Raw genomic sequence first — 15,451 nt, 5'->3', positions numbered from 1 at the left:
TCTGTTCTGGTAGAATGAATTTAAAAAATTTTAAGGCATCATGCATAACCATTCTGGTTGTGTCAAAGGAGGATTGTAATGAGTGAGGAAAAGAACGCATTTTGTGGGACATTAAGTGAGGCAGCCGTCATTCAGAAGGATGCGGACAGAAGCAATATCGTATATCTGTCATTTCAGGAAGGAATCAAGGGGAAGATTACATTTCTGGAAGAATCGATTTTCCGCTACGATGTAAGTACAGATGGAGCATTTCCGGAATATGCCGCTCCGAGAGATGAGGCTCATACGGCAAAGATCCAGCAGTACCCGGATGAGGTGGACGCCTACACAAAGCCGGAGGCAGAGATTCTGGAAGACACGTCATCTGTCACAGTACAGTGCGGCAGAACAAGGATTGTGTTCGATAAAGAGAAAGCGCTGATGACGGTCTATGCAGGAGAGCGAAAGGTAATGGAGGAGGCAAAGCCTCTGGAATTTACTTCAGAAGAAACGGTTCAGACACTTCTGCGCGGGGAAAATGAGCATTTCTACGGCGGCGGAACACAGAACGGCCGGTTTGTGCATACAGGCCGGAAGATTCAGATTGTCAATGAAAGTGCATGGATGGACGGAGGTGTGGCATCTCCGAATCCATTTTATTATACGACAGGCGGATATGGTGTGCTGAGAAATACGTTCTCAGACGGACTCTATGATTTCGGTGAGTCAGATGCGGATGTGGTTACGGCTGCCCACAAAGAGCACCATTTCAGTGCGTATTATTTTGTGACCGAAAATGAAGGAGGCCGTCAGATCGTTATGGATCTGCTTCGGGCTTACTATCATGTAACCGGAAATCCGCTGCTGCTTCCGGAGTATGGATTCTATGAAGGCCACCTGAACTGCTACAACAGAGATGCCTGGTCAGAGGAAGCGGGAGATAAGGACTGGAATGTCAAGGGAACCGAGTCTCACCTTAACGAAGGAACCACCCATTATGAAAGTGGAATGGCAACCGGCTACCGGCTTTCCGAGGGACAGCATTCCGAGTCGTTAAACGGAGAAACTCCGACAGTGGCTGTGGAGAACTACCCGGAAAATGTCGATACTCCGTATGAATATTCTGCAAGGGCTGTACTGGACAAATATCTTCAGTATGACATGCCGCTTGGATATTTCCTGCCAAACGACGGATACGGCGGAGGATACGGTCAGAATGGCTACTATGTACAGGGAGGCGTTCTGGAAGATGGAAGCAGTTCCGAAGAGCGTATCGCTGCAGTGGACGCCAATGTAGAAAATCTGGCACGCTTTACAGAGTACGCCAACAAAAGAGGTGTGGCGTCCGGACTGTGGACAGAGAGCAACTTAAGCCCGGATTCAGACGAGAAGACCTACTGGCATCTGCTCCGCGATTTCCGTAAGGAAGTAACCAGGGGCGGTGCTACTACGCTGAAAACGGACGTGGCATGGGTCGGACCGGGATATTCCTTCCAGTTAAATGGAGTCAAGACAGCGTACGACATTGTCACAACATCAGAGAACTTCCGCCCGAACATCATTTCTCTGGACGGCTGGGCAGGCTCTCAGAGATTTAACAGTGTATGGAGCGGCGACCAGACCGGAGGAAACTGGGAATATATCCGTTTCCACATCCCGACCTACATTGGAAGCTCCTTAAGCGGAAACCCGAATATCGGAAGTGATATGGACGGAATTTTCGGCGGGAAACCGCTGATTGCGGCAAGAGATTACCAGTGGAAATCCTTTACACCGCAGATGCTCAACATGGACGGATGGGGAAGCTATATGAAAGCACCGTTTACTTTCGGTGATCCGTATACCGGAATCAACCGGATGTATATGAAGATGAAATCCATGTTGATGCCGTATATTTATACCTGCGCGGTGTCCGCATCCAATCTGGAAACCGGAAATGAGGATACAGGCCTTCCGATGGTGAGAGCGATGTTCCTGGAATATCCGGATGATGAGTATGCATACAGCCGTTCCATGCAGTATCAGTTTATGCTCGGCTCCAGTATTCTGGTGGCGCCGGTTTACCAGAACGTGGCAGGAGACGAGATGGGAAATGATGTAAGAAATCATATTTATCTGCCGGATCCGGAGCAGATCTGGGTAGATTATCTGACCGGAGAACTGTATCAGGGCGGGCAGGTTTTAAATAACTTTGATGTTCCGCTCTGGAAGCTGCCTGTCTTTGTAAAACAGGGAGCGATTCTGCCGATGTACGAAGCAAACAATACGCCGGATGCAGTGAAAAAGGAACATAGAATCGTTGAAGTATGGCCGGCAGGTGAAACGACATATACCGTATACGAGGATGACGGAAAATATATTTCCAATGAGACAGAAGAAGACGAAGCATACGGAACGATCGACCATGTTTCCTACGGGGATCATGTTTCTACCCGGTACACATCTAAAGTAGAGGGAGACAAGGCAGTTCTGACGGCAGAACGGTCCGAAGGAACTTATAAAGGATATGAACCAAACCGTAGTACAACATGGATTGTCCATCTGACACAAAAGCCGGAGGCAGTTTTTGTAAAGAGTGGAGCAGAGATGCTGAAAGCAAAAGAAGCGGAAGATCTGCAGACACTGGAAAACCAGACGCCGGATGCGGGCGAGGCACTTTATTACTATGAGAAAGCGCCGAAACTGCGTACCTTTGCATCAGCAGATGAGAAAGAGCTTGCAAAGATGACGGATGAAGTGCGGACCGCACCGAAGCTTTACATCCGACTTCCGAAAGTAGATGTGACAGCAGTAGAACAGTCTGTGGAAATCCAGGGATTTGTCTGCGAGATGGAAGTAAGAAAAGAGCAGGAAAATCCAGCGCTTTCCGTACCGGAGCTTACGATTGCAGAAGAGGAGAAAACAGCTTCCTCCATGTGGCTCCGCTGGACAAAGGCAGATGGTGCTTCCAGTTACGAAGTGCTGGTAGACGGACAGCTCTATACGATGGGAGACGCAGATTCTTATCTGCACGATGATCTGGATTATCATTCCGAACATAGTTACCAGATTCGTTCCAGAAATGCAGATGGCTATTCTGCATGGAGCAGCGAAGTTCGGACAATGACGCTGTCTGATCCGTGGAGAAATGAAATCGGAGCAGCAGGTAAGGTAACATTTACCGGAAGCGATGAGGCCGGCCCGCTGAAATATGCGACAGATCACAGTTTCCGTGGCCTCTTCTTCTCGGCAGACGATGTGGCAGGACAGAAGATCCCATTCATCTACGATTTTGGCGCGGCATACGAACTGGACAAATTCGAATACTATCCGCGTGACAGCTATGGAAGCGGTACAGTACAGCGTATGAACGTCTACTCCAGTATGGACGGAGTACACTGGAAACTGGAGTGGAACGGAGCCGAACACGATGCATGGACGTACAATACGGATCTGGATGTGGAGGAAAACGTACAGACCGTACCACTTACCGGTGTTCTTGCACGCTTCCTGAAACTGGAAGTAACAGAGTCTTTAAGAAATTACTTTGCGGCACACGAACTTCCGGTTTACAAAAAAGACGGCACGAAACCATTTGCTGTGGGAAGTACAAACAAGAATGAAGAAGTCTCCGAAGGAGATTACACGAACATGAAGAACTATCTCGGAACCTCTATCAAGGACGGATCCAACTTCGTGGATCAGATTCAAAAGAGAGGCGGAGATATCAACATGAATGGTGTTTACGATGTATACGACTACGCATACACCATGTTCCAGCTGGACGGAGGCACAAAGCAGACCGGAACTGTTTCCGGAAAGATTCTCCTCGTGCCGGAAAAAGAAACGGTTAAAGCAGGAGAAACCTTTACAATTACTGCAATGGCAGAAGAGGCTGAAAATATCAATGCCTTCGGAAAGGTGCTTGACTACGATCCGGCAAAACTGGAATTTGTATCTGTCAGCCGGGAAGACGCAGTTGCTTCAATGGAAGATTTGACAGTCAATAAAGTTTACGGTGATGGAACCGCTTATGTAAACCTCGCATTTGCAAACCGGGGTGACAAGCCGCTCTACAACGGAAGCGGACAGCTTGCAGTCATCACCATGAAAGCACTGGCTGATGTACAGCCGAAGACAGATCTGAATCTGGATGACGTCCTTGCCATCGGACCAGATTTGATCAAATAAAAAAGTAAGAAAAAATAATTTTGGAAACAGGGAGCACCAGACTGCCGCCAGAAACGGCAAAAGGTGCTCCCTTTTCTGCAATTAAGGACGTATCGGAAGAGGACTTGCATCTTTAGTGTTTCTGTGGTATGTTAATGATTACCATTTACCTGGTCTGAAAAGTGTCGGTAACGGATTTCATTTCGGGAAAGCAAATCAAACATGTTCATCCACATCTAATGGGAAGAACGTCATCAACACTACACATCAATTCGCAATTCTACATTCAGGAGGAAACAGCCTATGAGTCAACAAGAAAATCAAAATAAGCCGGTAAATAAAAAATATAAAGATACATTGTTTCGGATGATTTTTCGGGAAAAAGAAAATCTTCTCGAACTGTACAATGCTTTGAATCACACAGACTACACGGATCCGGAAAAAATTGAAATCACAACACTGGAAGACGTAATCTATGTAGGGATGAAAAATGACGTTTCTTTTCTTCTATTCTGTACCATGAATCTGTATGAGCATCAAAGTACACCCAACCCCAATATGCCGCTTCGGGGATTTATCTACCTGGCAAGAATTTATCAGAACTATATCAAACAGACAGACGCGAACATTTATGGGAAAACCCTGATTCCTTTACCGGTTCCGAAATATGTGGTATTCTATAATGGAAATCAGGCGGAAGCAGATTACCAGGAATTATGTCTTTCAGATGCATTTCTTCCAACGGAATCTTCAGAAGAAAAACCCGCGGTTGAATGCAGGGCAGTGATGCTGAATATCAATCTCGGGCATAACAAGGAACTGATGGAAAAATGTCGTGCATTATGGGAGTATGCTTACTTTGTCAATGAAGTAAAGGAAAATCTGAAAAACGGGGCGCCTATTGAAAGTGCAGTGGCAGAAGCGAGAAAAGCATGCATTGACAAAGATATTTTGAAAGAATTCCTGGAAAAGAACAGTTCGGAGGTGGAGGACGTGATCTTAGAGGAATTCGACCGTGAATGGTATGAGAAAAAAGTCCGGGAAGAAAGCCAGAGAATAGGGCTGGAGGAAGGAAGAAAACAAGGATTAAAAGAGGGATTAAAAGAGGGAAGAAAAGAGGGAAGAAAAGAGGGAATAAAAGAAGGAAGAAAAGAAGGAAGAAAAGAAGGGATCCAAGAAGGGATAAAAGAAGGCGAACAGAGAGTTCTTCAGCTTTGTCAGAAACTGCTGGAAGAAGGAAGAAATGAAGAATTGAGCCGGATTGCCGAGGATGAGAAGCTGCGGGAAGAGCTGTATCGGGAATATGGATTATAATAATGTAAAAAGAAAGCCGCTGCCTTTTCAGGAACATGTCCTGCAAAGCAGCGGCATTTGTATCTAAAGATTAGCCTACGATACGATATTTCTTTTCTACAGAGTTGAGAAGTTCATGTCCATCTTCTGTTACAAGAACAAGGTCTTCGATACGAACTCCGTATTTTCCTTCGATGTAGATACCCGGCTCGATGGAGAAGATCATGCCTGGTTCAGCAACGTTTTTGTTGATCGGGCTGACATCACCATATTCGTGGTCTTCCTGTCCGATGAAGTGTCCAAGACGGATCTTCCAGTATTCGCTGTATCCTTTTTCATCGATGTAATCTCTTGCCTGAGCGTCGATATCGCAGAAACGAACGCCTGGTTTGATTACAGATTCTGCTCTTAAAACAGCTTCACGTACGATGTCGTGGATTTCTGTCTGTTCCGGATCAGCGGATTTGCAGTAGAATGTTCTTGTCATATCAGAGCAGTATCCCTGCCATACACATCCCATGTCGATCAGGACACATTCGCCTGCTTTCAGAGTACGTGTATCGCTTGGCTCATGATGCTGGTCAGCAGCATTTGGTCCAAAGCATACGATTGTATCAAAGCTGTTTCCGCTTGCTCCTGCTTTGAGGTATTCTGCATCGATGAAGTCAGCGATCTGTTTTTCTGTCATGCCTTCTTTGATGTAATCAGCAACCTTTTCCATAACAGCATCGTTGATTTCGGATGCTTTCTTCATGATTGCGATTTCTTCTTCGTTCTTTACTGCGCGGACGCCGTCTACACAGTCAGATCCCCATACTGTTTTCAGCTGAGGAAGTTTTTCCTGCAGCGGGATGAGGAAACGTGCCGGCCATGTTTTGTCAATACCGAGCGGTTTTTCCGGATCAATATTTTCTGCAATAATGGAGATCTGGTCTTCCATATCTGAGAACCAGACTTCTTCAAATCCTGTATCCTTTACGAAGTAAAGGTAGTTCAGAAGCATGGTGTGCTTTCCGCTTGTTCTGAGAATCAGAGCGTATAATCTTTCGCCCGGATTAACCATGATTCCTGTCAGGAAACGGATGCTCAGCGGATCGGATACGATCAGCTGTGTCAGGCCTTTCTCTTCCATTTTGCTTAATACTCTTGAAATTCTGTCATTCATTGGTAATATGCTCCTTTCGTATTGCTAACATACTCTGGGAATATTATAGCACAGATAGGGAAGAACTCAACTGTTTTTTGTGCATATTGTTTATACTGTAGTATGAAAAATTATGATGGTAAAAATTAAAAAATCTTAAGGAAAGCTTCCTTGTTTCTCCGGAGCGGTTTCGATATACTGACACCACAAACGGAAGGAGGGATTCAATGAAAAAGAAAAAGCTGGAGCTGCCCGTTCTTTGGATGGAACAGACGGAGGAAACGGACGAATGGTATGTAGGAATGCATTATGGAGGCGGTCCTTATGAGATCTATGAGGCAGAAGATATGATCAGTATGGGCCTTGGTTTTTCCGGAAATCAGATTTATTTCATTCACTATCCGGATGGAGAAGTTTATGCCCCTTTGAAAAAGAAAGAAAATGTCTATTATGAAAGGCCGGTATGGGATGAAGACAGGTTTGGAATTGCGGCAGTAGATTTTGGAAAAAGAGAAGTGATCATTTACTCCTTTATGCCTGGAAAAGAAGTACAAATCCTTCATAAGATTCCGCTTACAGATATCCATGACTGTTATAATCTTAGAATAGAAGCCTCCCCGTTGACACTTAGCCGACAGAAAGATCAGGTCTATGAGATTCTTTGGCCGGAGAAAAAAAGATTTGCAGTTAAAGAAAACGACAGTATGATTTATCGGGACGGAAATACGCTGTATTTTTCCAGGTGGGCGGAGACACCGGAATATCTGGAGTATGTTGTAGCTGTAAATGTTGAAACGGGAGAAGAAATCAGCGTGGAGAAAGGAAATTTATACCGGATGCCGGATGGAAGTTTCTGGCTTGTTTAAAAGTACGCTTTCAGAAAATGATATAACAGACAATGCCTCCACCCCGGATGGAACTGTGGGTCCATGACCCGGCAGCGCCGAACGGGTGGAGGCATTTTATCAGTTTATAAAGAAGTTTGAAAAGATTACAGTGTCTTTCCTGTCAGCATTTCATATCCCTGCAGATAGATGTCGATGGTTTTCTGTACGACATCTTCCGGCAGTGTCCAGTTATTGTCCGGATTTGCTTTCAGCCAGTCGCGTGCGAACTGCTTGTCAAAGGACGGCTGTCCATGTCCCGGCTCATAACCGTCAGCAGGCCAGAAACGGGAGCTGTCCGGTGTGAGCATCTCATCACCGATCACAATGTTTCCGTCCTCATCCAGACCAAATTCAAATTTGGTGTCTGCAATAATGATGCCGCGGGTCAAAGCGTAATCTGCGCACTTTTTATAAAGAGCGATGGTATAGTCACGAAGTTTTGCAGCGTACTCTTCACCTTTTCCAGGGAAATATTTTTCCAGGTGGGCAATGCTCTGCTCATAGGAAATGTTTTCGTCGTGTTCACCGATCTCTGCTTTTGTGGATGGTGTGTAGATTGGTTCCGGCAGTTTGTCAGATTCTACCAGCCCTTCTGGAAGCTTGATGCCGCATACTGTGCCGTCTTTCTGATAGCTTGCCCAGCCGCTTCCTGTAATATAGCCACGGACGATACACTCGATCGGGAGCATGTTCAGTTTCTTGCACATCATGCTGTTGCCGTCAAACTGCGGCTGCTGGAAAAATTCCGGCATATCTTTTACATCTGTGGAAATCATGTGGTTTGGAAGGATATCTTTTGTCATATCAAACCAGAATCTGGACATCTGAGTCAGTACAGTGCCCTTCTTTGTGATCGTATTGTTCAGGATCACATCAAAGCAGCTGATACGGTCAGTAGCGACCATGATCAGGCTGTCACCATTATCATAGATTTCACGTACTTTTCCTTCTTTAATCGGTTTCATTTTACATACCTCGCTTCTTAAGATCTCATTATGTTTACTTCCATATAATAGGATAAGCAGAAACGCGGCAAATTGCAATCTTTTTCTGATTCTTTTTATACAGTCGTTTTTATTGGACACCATGAGGGCTAAGATAAAATCAGAAAAAGAAAAGGTGAAGGGAGTGAAACATATGAAAGGATATGTTACGGACAAAGGGTATATGGGACTGGTTGAAGGGCGCTACATTCTCTTCGCCAGCGAAAGAGAGTACTACGATTATATGGAGGAATAAAGATGGGAAAAGTCTATATTACAATTACGGGGATGAAATACTATTTTGGACAGGATTTCCTGAAACCGGGAATGAAAATCGAACTTATCAAAGAACCGGACAATGAATATGATAAAGAAGCAATCCGGGCAGAGATTAAGGGGATTGGCAAGATCGGTTATGTGGCGAACAGCCCGTACACGGTTTTTGGAGAAAGTATGAGTGCGGGAAGAATTTATGACAAGATCGGAGAAACAGCATCTGCCAAGGTGGTATACGTGCTCCATAACGGAGTCATCTGCAAAATCCGAAAAAAGGATCTGAATGACGGAAAGAAAAAGAAAGAAGAACCGGGCGGAGCAGAGGAAGGTTGTGATATACTGGTACATATACCATAAGGCCGGAGGAAAATGAGGATGCCAAGAGGAATGAACCAGAAGTTTAAGTTATATTACCTCGCGAAAATCATGCTGGAAAAAACCGATGAAGAACATTATATTACAATGCCGGAGATCCTGAGGGAGCTGGAACGGTATGAAGTGACGGCGGAACGGAAGAGTATCTATACAGATCTGAAAGATCTGGAGAAGCTTGGGATCGAAGTGGAAGGGGAACAGGTCGGCAAGTCCTACCACTATCACGTGGTGGACCGGCAGTTTGAACTTCCGGAGATGAAACTTCTCGTAGACGCAATTCAGTCCTCGAAATTTATTACAGCACGGAAATCACGGGAACTGATCAAAAAGCTGGAAAGTTTTGTGAGCGAATATGACGCGCGAAAGCTTCAGCGTCAGGTCCACGTATCCGGGCGGATCAAGACGATGAATGAAAGTATCTATTATAATGTGGATGAGATTCATCATGCGATTGCTGAGAACCGGAAGATCCGTTTTCACTATTACCAATGGAATACAAAAAAGGAAATGGAGCTGCGCCGGGGCGGAGAATACTATTGTGTCAGTCCGTGGGGACTGTCCTGGGACGCGGAGAACTATTACCTGATTGCCTATGATTCGGGAGCGGAAAAGATCAAGCATTACCGTGTGGATAAGATGCTCCATATTCAGATGATGGAAGAACAAAGAGAAGGAGGGGAGATCTACCAGAAGCTGGATCTGGCATCCTATTCAAGGAAAAGTTTTGGAATGTTTGGGGGAAAAGAGGAGAAAGTAAGACTTCGGGTCAGAAATGATCTTGCGGGAGTCATTATTGACCGGTTTGGAAAAGAGGTCATGATGGTACCGGGACAGGAAGGATACTTTACGGTTTCCGTAGATGTCAATGTCAGCAGCCAGTTTTTCGGATGGATTTTTGCACTCGGCAAGGGGGTGGAAATTCTGGGGCCGGAGTGGGTCAAAGAAGAGATGAAGCGGGAGATCGGGAAAGTGATGGAAATGTATGCAAAGTAGATCGGGAAAATGATATCCGTACCATCCAGCCATAAAAGAAGGCTGCGCACGCCGCGCAGCCTTTTATCAGTCTCCGACACCAAAGTCGGTATTTTCATACAGCACTTCTATGGAAGGGTCTTCTTCCAGATACCGGAATTCTTCCAGAAACCATTTAACCAGGTCCTCATCCCGTTTGACATCCGTCGTATTGTTGGTGAAGACGTTGATGGTACCGAGTTTGAAGTAACGCTTTAAAAGCGCAATATCGTTTCGGATCATCTCTTTTGTCTGGCCTTTGATTCCTACCATCAGGCACGGGGAGTCAAAGTAGCGGCTCAGCTCTTCGGCATCCTGAAAGTCCGCATGTTTATTCAGGTAATGTTCTCTGAAGTCGTAATCAAAGGTTTCGGCACCGGTTTTGTAGACGATCTGGATTCCAAAGAATTCCCGCATTTCATCCAGACGCTTCCGGTAGATCCAGTGGGCCTCAAAAAAGAGCTTTCGGATGTTCTTTTCCCGGACGATGTTTCGGATATCCTCCAGCGTCTCTTTTGGAAGTTCAAAGCAGCTTCCGGAATTGATGACTTCCAGAACACCGAATTCTCCGGTGACGTGGGAGAGCACTTCACGGTTCAATGCGAGCATGCCTTCTTTGTCTCTGGAATTGTCATCGATGTAATCGCAGAACCGGCATTTGCCCCAGACGCATGGATAGGCTTTCAGCAGGACGATTTCTCGCTGGTTTTTATTGGTAATTTTACTATAACGATCCATAATTTCTTTGTCCTTTCTTTAGTACTGCCAGCATGGAAGTTGGCAGCACTCCAAGTACCAGTACAGACAGGCATAACATGACAGCCCGGTCCAGATAATCCGTCAGAAGCTGCACACAGAACACGCTTGCCGTCAGATTCAGCCCTGTATGGTGCAAAAGCTGTACGAGGATAGAAGAACCGGAGGACGTAATTCCGCCGAACAGAAATGCGGTGATGGAAGCGGAAACAATCGTTCCAGGGACCGTCACTGCCGCAGCGTACAGTAGAATCCGGTATTTTCCCGTTTTGAAAGCTTTCTCGTAAAAGAGGAATCCGGCCGCAAGAGCGGTGACCAGCTGAACCGGGAGATAAAACAGGGAATAGATATCTGTGGTGAATCCGGTCAGAAGCCCGCTTAACAGTCCCGGGATCATTCCGTAAAACGGGCCGAACAACATAGCCGACAAAAAGGTGCCGAGGGTATCCAGGTACAGAGGGATTCTAAGCAGAAGCGCGATATTTGCCCCGGCAATGTTTAATACGGCAGCCAGAGCAAGGAAGCACATCTGTAGTACAGTCAGTTTTTTGGGAAATTTCATGCCGTCACCTCCTCTGTCAGAATCTGGGAAAGCATGTGACGGACAGCCGTTTCGTCTGCGCCAAGCACCCGGCAGCAGAACAAAAGCCAGAAACGGTACGGATCCGTTTCGGTCAGGATGTGGCTGTTGTGCGGCTTTTTCCAGAATTCGCAGGCATCCACCAGAGTCTGTCCGTAGCTGATTCCTCCGGTTTCCACTGCTGTATAGGCGTCAAAGCCGCTGCAGATGGAATGATCGGCAAAATAGGCGACAGCAAGCGGGTCGTTGATGACGCATCCGATGATGCCTTCCTGCTCCCAGTGGAAGTCCAGATAAAACCGGGTGATCGCTTCGATTTTTCCGCCAAGGAACGGATGAAGCCGTTTCATGTACTCGATCAGGTTTGGAGTCAGGACGATCTTCCGGGTGACGTCGAGTCCGATCATATGAATGTTCTTCCCGGACAGTACCGGCAAGGAAGCATATGCTTCAAAGACCTTTGCGGCGGCATCCGGATCACACCAGTAGTTGTACTCCGCCACAGGAGAACAGTTCCCGTGTGATTTGTAAGTGCCTCCCATGGAGACAAGCTCCTGTATCCGGACAAATGCTTCCGGAGACCGTTCCAGAAGCCGGGCCAGATTTGTCAGCGGGCCAAGCGCAATGACAGAAACCTGTTCCTCTGATAAAAGCACATCAGAAAGATAAGAAACTGCGTCGGCTTCGGCCGGGGAACCTGCCGGATCCGGAAAAGCGGATTCTCCGAGACCGTCCCCGCCGTGGGTATCCATCGCGTCTACGTATGGCCTTACAAGAGGCTTTGCCTCACCTGCATAGACAGGGATCTCTGTTCTGTTCATCAGTTCAAGGATTTTCAGTGCGTTTTTCACGCCTTTTTCGACGGGAACATTCCCGCAGACAACTGTGATCCCGATGACGTCAAGTCCTGGAAGGGAAAGAGCCAGCATGAGCGCCAGTGCGTCATCGATTCCCGGATCGCAGTCCAGAATTACTTTTCTTGCATTCATTCTCCAATCTCCTTTGTTTTTTTGAATTTTGAGATACTTGGTTTTTTATACTGGGAAGTTCACGAACCAGTCCGGGCAAATAGCCCGATTGTATAAATGCAGAATAAGTATAGCAGAAGAAAGCGGGAAATGGAAGAAAAAACAGGCGCAGTTATATATGCGCCTGTTTATGTAAAAAGTTATATGTTCCACTTTTCTGGAGGATTTTGCTTTTTTTACGGCCAGATTGCTCTTGCGGATTTCGCATCCACAACACGTTTCAATGCGATCAGATAAGCGCCCATACGGAGTGTGGTATGCTTTTCCTGTGTCAGATCCCATACGGATTCAAAGGCTGCGTCCATGATATCTTTGAGTTTCTTGTTGACTTCGTCCTCGGTCCAGCTGACGGACTGAATGTTCTGCACCCACTCGAAGTAGGAGACAACAACACCGCCTGCGTTGGCAAGGATGTCCGGAACCACTTCAATTCCCCGTTTTGCAAGGATTTCATCCGCCTCAGAGGTGGTTGGCCCGTTGGCAGCCTCCACAATAAGCTTTGCCTGTATTTTTCCGGCGTTTCCTGCATTGATCTGGTTTTCCAGAGCGGCCGGTACCAGGACGGTGACCGGGAGCTCCAGAAGCTCCTCGTTGGAGATGTGGGTGGTACCATCCTCATTGAAATCTTTTAAGAGATTTCTGCGGTCTGCGGCCAGGTAGGATAAAATGGCCGGAATGTCCAGACCGTCCGGATTGTAGATGCCGCCGGAAACGTCGCTGATGGCTACGACCTTTAATCCTGCTTCATGAAGCAGTTTGGCAGAAACACTTCCCACATTTCCGGCACCCTGTACAGCAACCGTTGTACCTTCAGAAGGGATGCCAAGTTTTTTCAGGATATTTAAGGTTGTAAACATAACGCCGCGTCCGGTAGCTTCGTTTCGTCCAAGAGCTCCGCCCAGTTCCAGCGGTTTTCCGGTGACAACACCATGAATACAGTGGCCTTTGAGCATGCTGTAAGTATCCATGATCCATCCCATGACAGCGGCATTTGTTCCTACATCCGGTGCCGGAATATCCTGTTCCGGTCCGATCAGCGGAGCGATTGCTGCGGTATAACGTCTTGTGATAGCCCGGATTTCGTTTTCGGAAAGTTTGGATGGATCACAGACAACGCCGCCTTTGCCGCCGCCGTACGGGATGTTGACAACAGCGCATTTAAAAGTCATCCATGCAGCGAGCGCGCGTACTTCGTCTGCATTGACGTCCGGATGGAAACGAATGCCTCCTTTTGCAGGACCTCTGGAAGTGGAGTGTTGGATCCTGTACCCCTGGAATACATGTGTCGTCCCGTCATCCATCCGGACCGGAATGGAAACCTTCAGTTCCCGCTCCGGATACTTGATTGCTTCAATGTCGCTGTCATTGTATCCAAGAATGGCAGCTGCGTCCTGTACTACCTTCAGTACATTGTCATACGGATTGTAGCTCTGTTTCATGATTACATTTCTCCTTTTTGATGACCTTTCTATTTTGGCTGGTTCCCCAGCAGTTTTTCAAGATATGCGATTTTTATACATAGAATCAAGATGTCCATGGCCTGTGCCAGTTCTTCTTCGGAAGGGTAAGACGGGGCAATACGGATATTGCTGTCATCAGGGTCCTTTCCGTATGGATAAGAGGCGCCGGCTGCTGTCAACGTGACTCCGGCCTGCCCGGCAAGCTCGACCGTCCGTTTTGCGCATCCGTCGGAGACATTCAGGGAGATGAAGTAGCCTCCTTTCGGATGGCTCCAGAATGCAATGGAAGAATCCTGACCGATACCTTCCTCCAGTTTCTGAAGGACGATATCAAATTTGGGGCGCAGAAGATCAGCAAGTTTCTGCATATGAATCAGAATCTTTTCCGGCGTACCGAAAAACTGAACATGCCGGAGCTGATTCAGCTTGTCATGGCTGATCGTCTGGGCGGACATATGGCCCAGAAGCTCTTTTATATTGTCCGGACTTGCGGCGATCAGAGAAACACCGGCTCCCGAAAAGGTAATTTTTGAGGTAGAGAAAAAATAGTAGCACCGGTTTGGATGGCCGGCCTTTTCACAGGCTGTAAGGATATCTTTCAGCGGTACCTCTTCGTATATATGGTGGATTCCGTACGCGTTGTCCCAGAAAATCCGGAAATCATCCGCGGCTGTTTCCATGGAAGCAAGTTCCTCTACCACAGCATCGCTGTAGCAGACACCCTGCGGGTTGGAGTGCAGCGGGACACACCAGATGCCCTTGATCTGCTCGTCGTTTTTGACCAGTTCTTTCACCTGGTTCATATCCGGGCCGTCTTCCAGAAGCCGGACAGGGATCATTTCGATGCCAAGTTCTTCGCAGATCCGGAAGTGGCGGTCGTAGCCTGGAACCGGGCATAAAAATTTGACGGTACGTCCTTCGGCCCGATAATCGGCCCACGGCCTGTTTCCGCCTGTGCCGAACAAAAACAGGAAAGCCATTGTATCAAACATGAGATTTAAGCTGGCATTTCCTCCCATAATAATCTGATCTGCCGGTATACCGAGCAGATTCCCGAACAGCTTCCGGCATTCGGGGATGCCCTGAAGGATCCCATAGTTTCTGGCATCGGTGCCGTCTTCCAATGTACAGGAATCAGGGAGCCGGAGAAGATCCATGGAAAGATCCAGCTGATCCGGGGCCGGCTTTCCGCGGGACATATTTAAAAGAAGTCCCTTCGCCTGTTCCTGTCTGTATTCATTCCAAAGTGCAGACTGAAGATCCGTCAGTTTATCTTTGGAGAGTGCTCTGAGAGATGTCATGATCGTTTTCCTCCTTGCTCTGCCCTCATTATAGAAATGGCCGGGAGAAAAAACAAATATTTATATTTGTATAAATTTTATAAAAGAAAATCTATAGCAGTCCATAGAATAATCGAAAAAATAGACAAAAAAATCAAAAATATTTTGAAATAATTAGACAAAACAGCTATGATATAAATAAACAGTTATAGAGACTATAGACGAGCTGTATTTGAAATCGGAGATGTCA

Annotated in this window: 12 protein-coding genes and 1 riboswitch; of the genes, 5 read left to right on the top strand and 7 right to left on the bottom strand. The window is 46.7% G+C overall.

The features are described 5' to 3' along the window. The first annotated feature begins 78 nt into the window (after nucleotides 1-78). Nucleotides 79-4,149, top strand: coding sequence for a TIM-barrel domain-containing protein (locus tag H6A32_RS10555; protein ID WP_204864312.1), 4,071 nt, complete (start codon nucleotides 79-81; stop codon nucleotides 4,147-4,149). 282 nt (nucleotides 4,150-4,431) lie between these two features. After that, nucleotides 4,432-5,442, top strand: a complete 1,011-nt coding sequence (locus H6A32_RS10550) for an Rpn family recombination-promoting nuclease/putative transposase (RefSeq protein ID WP_204864311.1) — start codon at nucleotides 4,432-4,434, stop codon at nucleotides 5,440-5,442. Between the two features lie 70 nt (nucleotides 5,443-5,512). On the opposite strand, the gene H6A32_RS10545 is transcribed toward H6A32_RS10550, so the two are convergent. Then, a complete protein-coding gene (locus H6A32_RS10545; protein ID WP_087167010.1) occupies nucleotides 5,513-6,586 on the bottom strand; it encodes a M24 family metallopeptidase in 1,074 nt (357 codons plus the stop codon). Between the two features lie 206 nt (nucleotides 6,587-6,792). On the opposite strand from H6A32_RS10545, the gene H6A32_RS10540 reads away from it, so the two are divergent. Next, nucleotides 6,793-7,431: a hypothetical protein gene (locus H6A32_RS10540; protein ID WP_204864310.1), complete on the top strand. Its 639-nt coding sequence runs from the start codon at nucleotides 6,793-6,795 to the stop codon at nucleotides 7,429-7,431. 125 nt (nucleotides 7,432-7,556) lie between these two features. On the opposite strand, the gene H6A32_RS10535 is transcribed toward H6A32_RS10540, so the two are convergent. After that, complete coding sequence (locus tag H6A32_RS10535; RefSeq protein ID WP_430749586.1) at nucleotides 7,557-8,540, bottom strand: phosphoribosylaminoimidazolesuccinocarboxamide synthase; 984 nt, start codon at nucleotides 8,538-8,540, stop codon at nucleotides 7,557-7,559. A 153-nt stretch (nucleotides 8,541-8,693) separates the two neighbouring features. Between H6A32_RS10535 and H6A32_RS10530 the strand changes: the two genes are divergently transcribed. Further along, on the top strand, nucleotides 8,694-9,068 hold the full coding sequence (locus H6A32_RS10530) for an HIRAN domain-containing protein (RefSeq protein WP_204864309.1): 375 nt from the start codon (nucleotides 8,694-8,696) through the stop codon (nucleotides 9,066-9,068). Between the two features lie 18 nt (nucleotides 9,069-9,086). Next, nucleotides 9,087-10,079 (top strand): helix-turn-helix transcriptional regulator, encoded by a 993-nt coding sequence (locus H6A32_RS10525; RefSeq protein ID WP_204864308.1) that lies wholly within the window; start codon nucleotides 9,087-9,089, stop codon nucleotides 10,077-10,079. A 66-nt stretch (nucleotides 10,080-10,145) separates the two neighbouring features. Here H6A32_RS10525 and H6A32_RS10520 read toward each other — a convergent pair whose 3' ends face one another. The 5 genes from H6A32_RS10520 to H6A32_RS10500 form a co-directional block, all read right to left on the bottom strand. Continuing rightward, nucleotides 10,146-10,835 carry a radical SAM protein gene (locus tag H6A32_RS10520; protein WP_191434236.1) on the bottom strand — a complete coding sequence of 230 codons (690 nt, stop codon included), beginning with the start codon at nucleotides 10,833-10,835 and terminating at the stop codon, nucleotides 10,146-10,148. Next, entirely contained in the window at nucleotides 10,822-11,415 is a 594-nt protein-coding gene (locus H6A32_RS10515) for an ECF transporter S component (protein ID WP_087253307.1), read from the bottom strand. Before H6A32_RS10515 ends, H6A32_RS10520 begins: the two co-directional genes overlap by 14 nt. After that, nucleotides 11,412-12,422: a nucleoside hydrolase gene (locus H6A32_RS10510; protein WP_204864307.1), complete on the bottom strand. Its 1,011-nt coding sequence runs from the start codon at nucleotides 12,420-12,422 to the stop codon at nucleotides 11,412-11,414. Before H6A32_RS10510 ends, H6A32_RS10515 begins: the two co-directional genes overlap by 4 nt. A 31-nt stretch (nucleotides 12,423-12,453) precedes the next feature. Next, nucleotides 12,454-12,498, bottom strand: a riboswitch (PreQ1 riboswitch). A gap of 139 nt (nucleotides 12,499-12,637) precedes the next feature. Then, nucleotides 12,638-13,900, bottom strand: coding sequence for a Glu/Leu/Phe/Val family dehydrogenase (locus H6A32_RS10505; RefSeq protein ID WP_204864306.1), 1,263 nt, complete (start codon nucleotides 13,898-13,900; stop codon nucleotides 12,638-12,640). A 29-nt stretch (nucleotides 13,901-13,929) separates the two neighbouring features. Next, on the bottom strand, nucleotides 13,930-15,222 hold the full coding sequence (locus H6A32_RS10500; RefSeq protein WP_204864305.1) for an aminotransferase class I/II-fold pyridoxal phosphate-dependent enzyme: 1,293 nt from the start codon (nucleotides 15,220-15,222) through the stop codon (nucleotides 13,930-13,932). Nucleotides 15,223-15,451 lie beyond the last annotated feature (229 nt).

Origin of the sequence: Drancourtella massiliensis (assembly GCF_016900655.1) — a bacterium.
GTDB classification, from domain to species: Bacteria; Bacillota; Clostridia; order Lachnospirales; family Lachnospiraceae; genus Sellimonas; species Sellimonas catena.
Note: the sequence above shows the minus strand (reverse complement) of the source record. Positions and strands in the feature narration are given on the sequence as shown.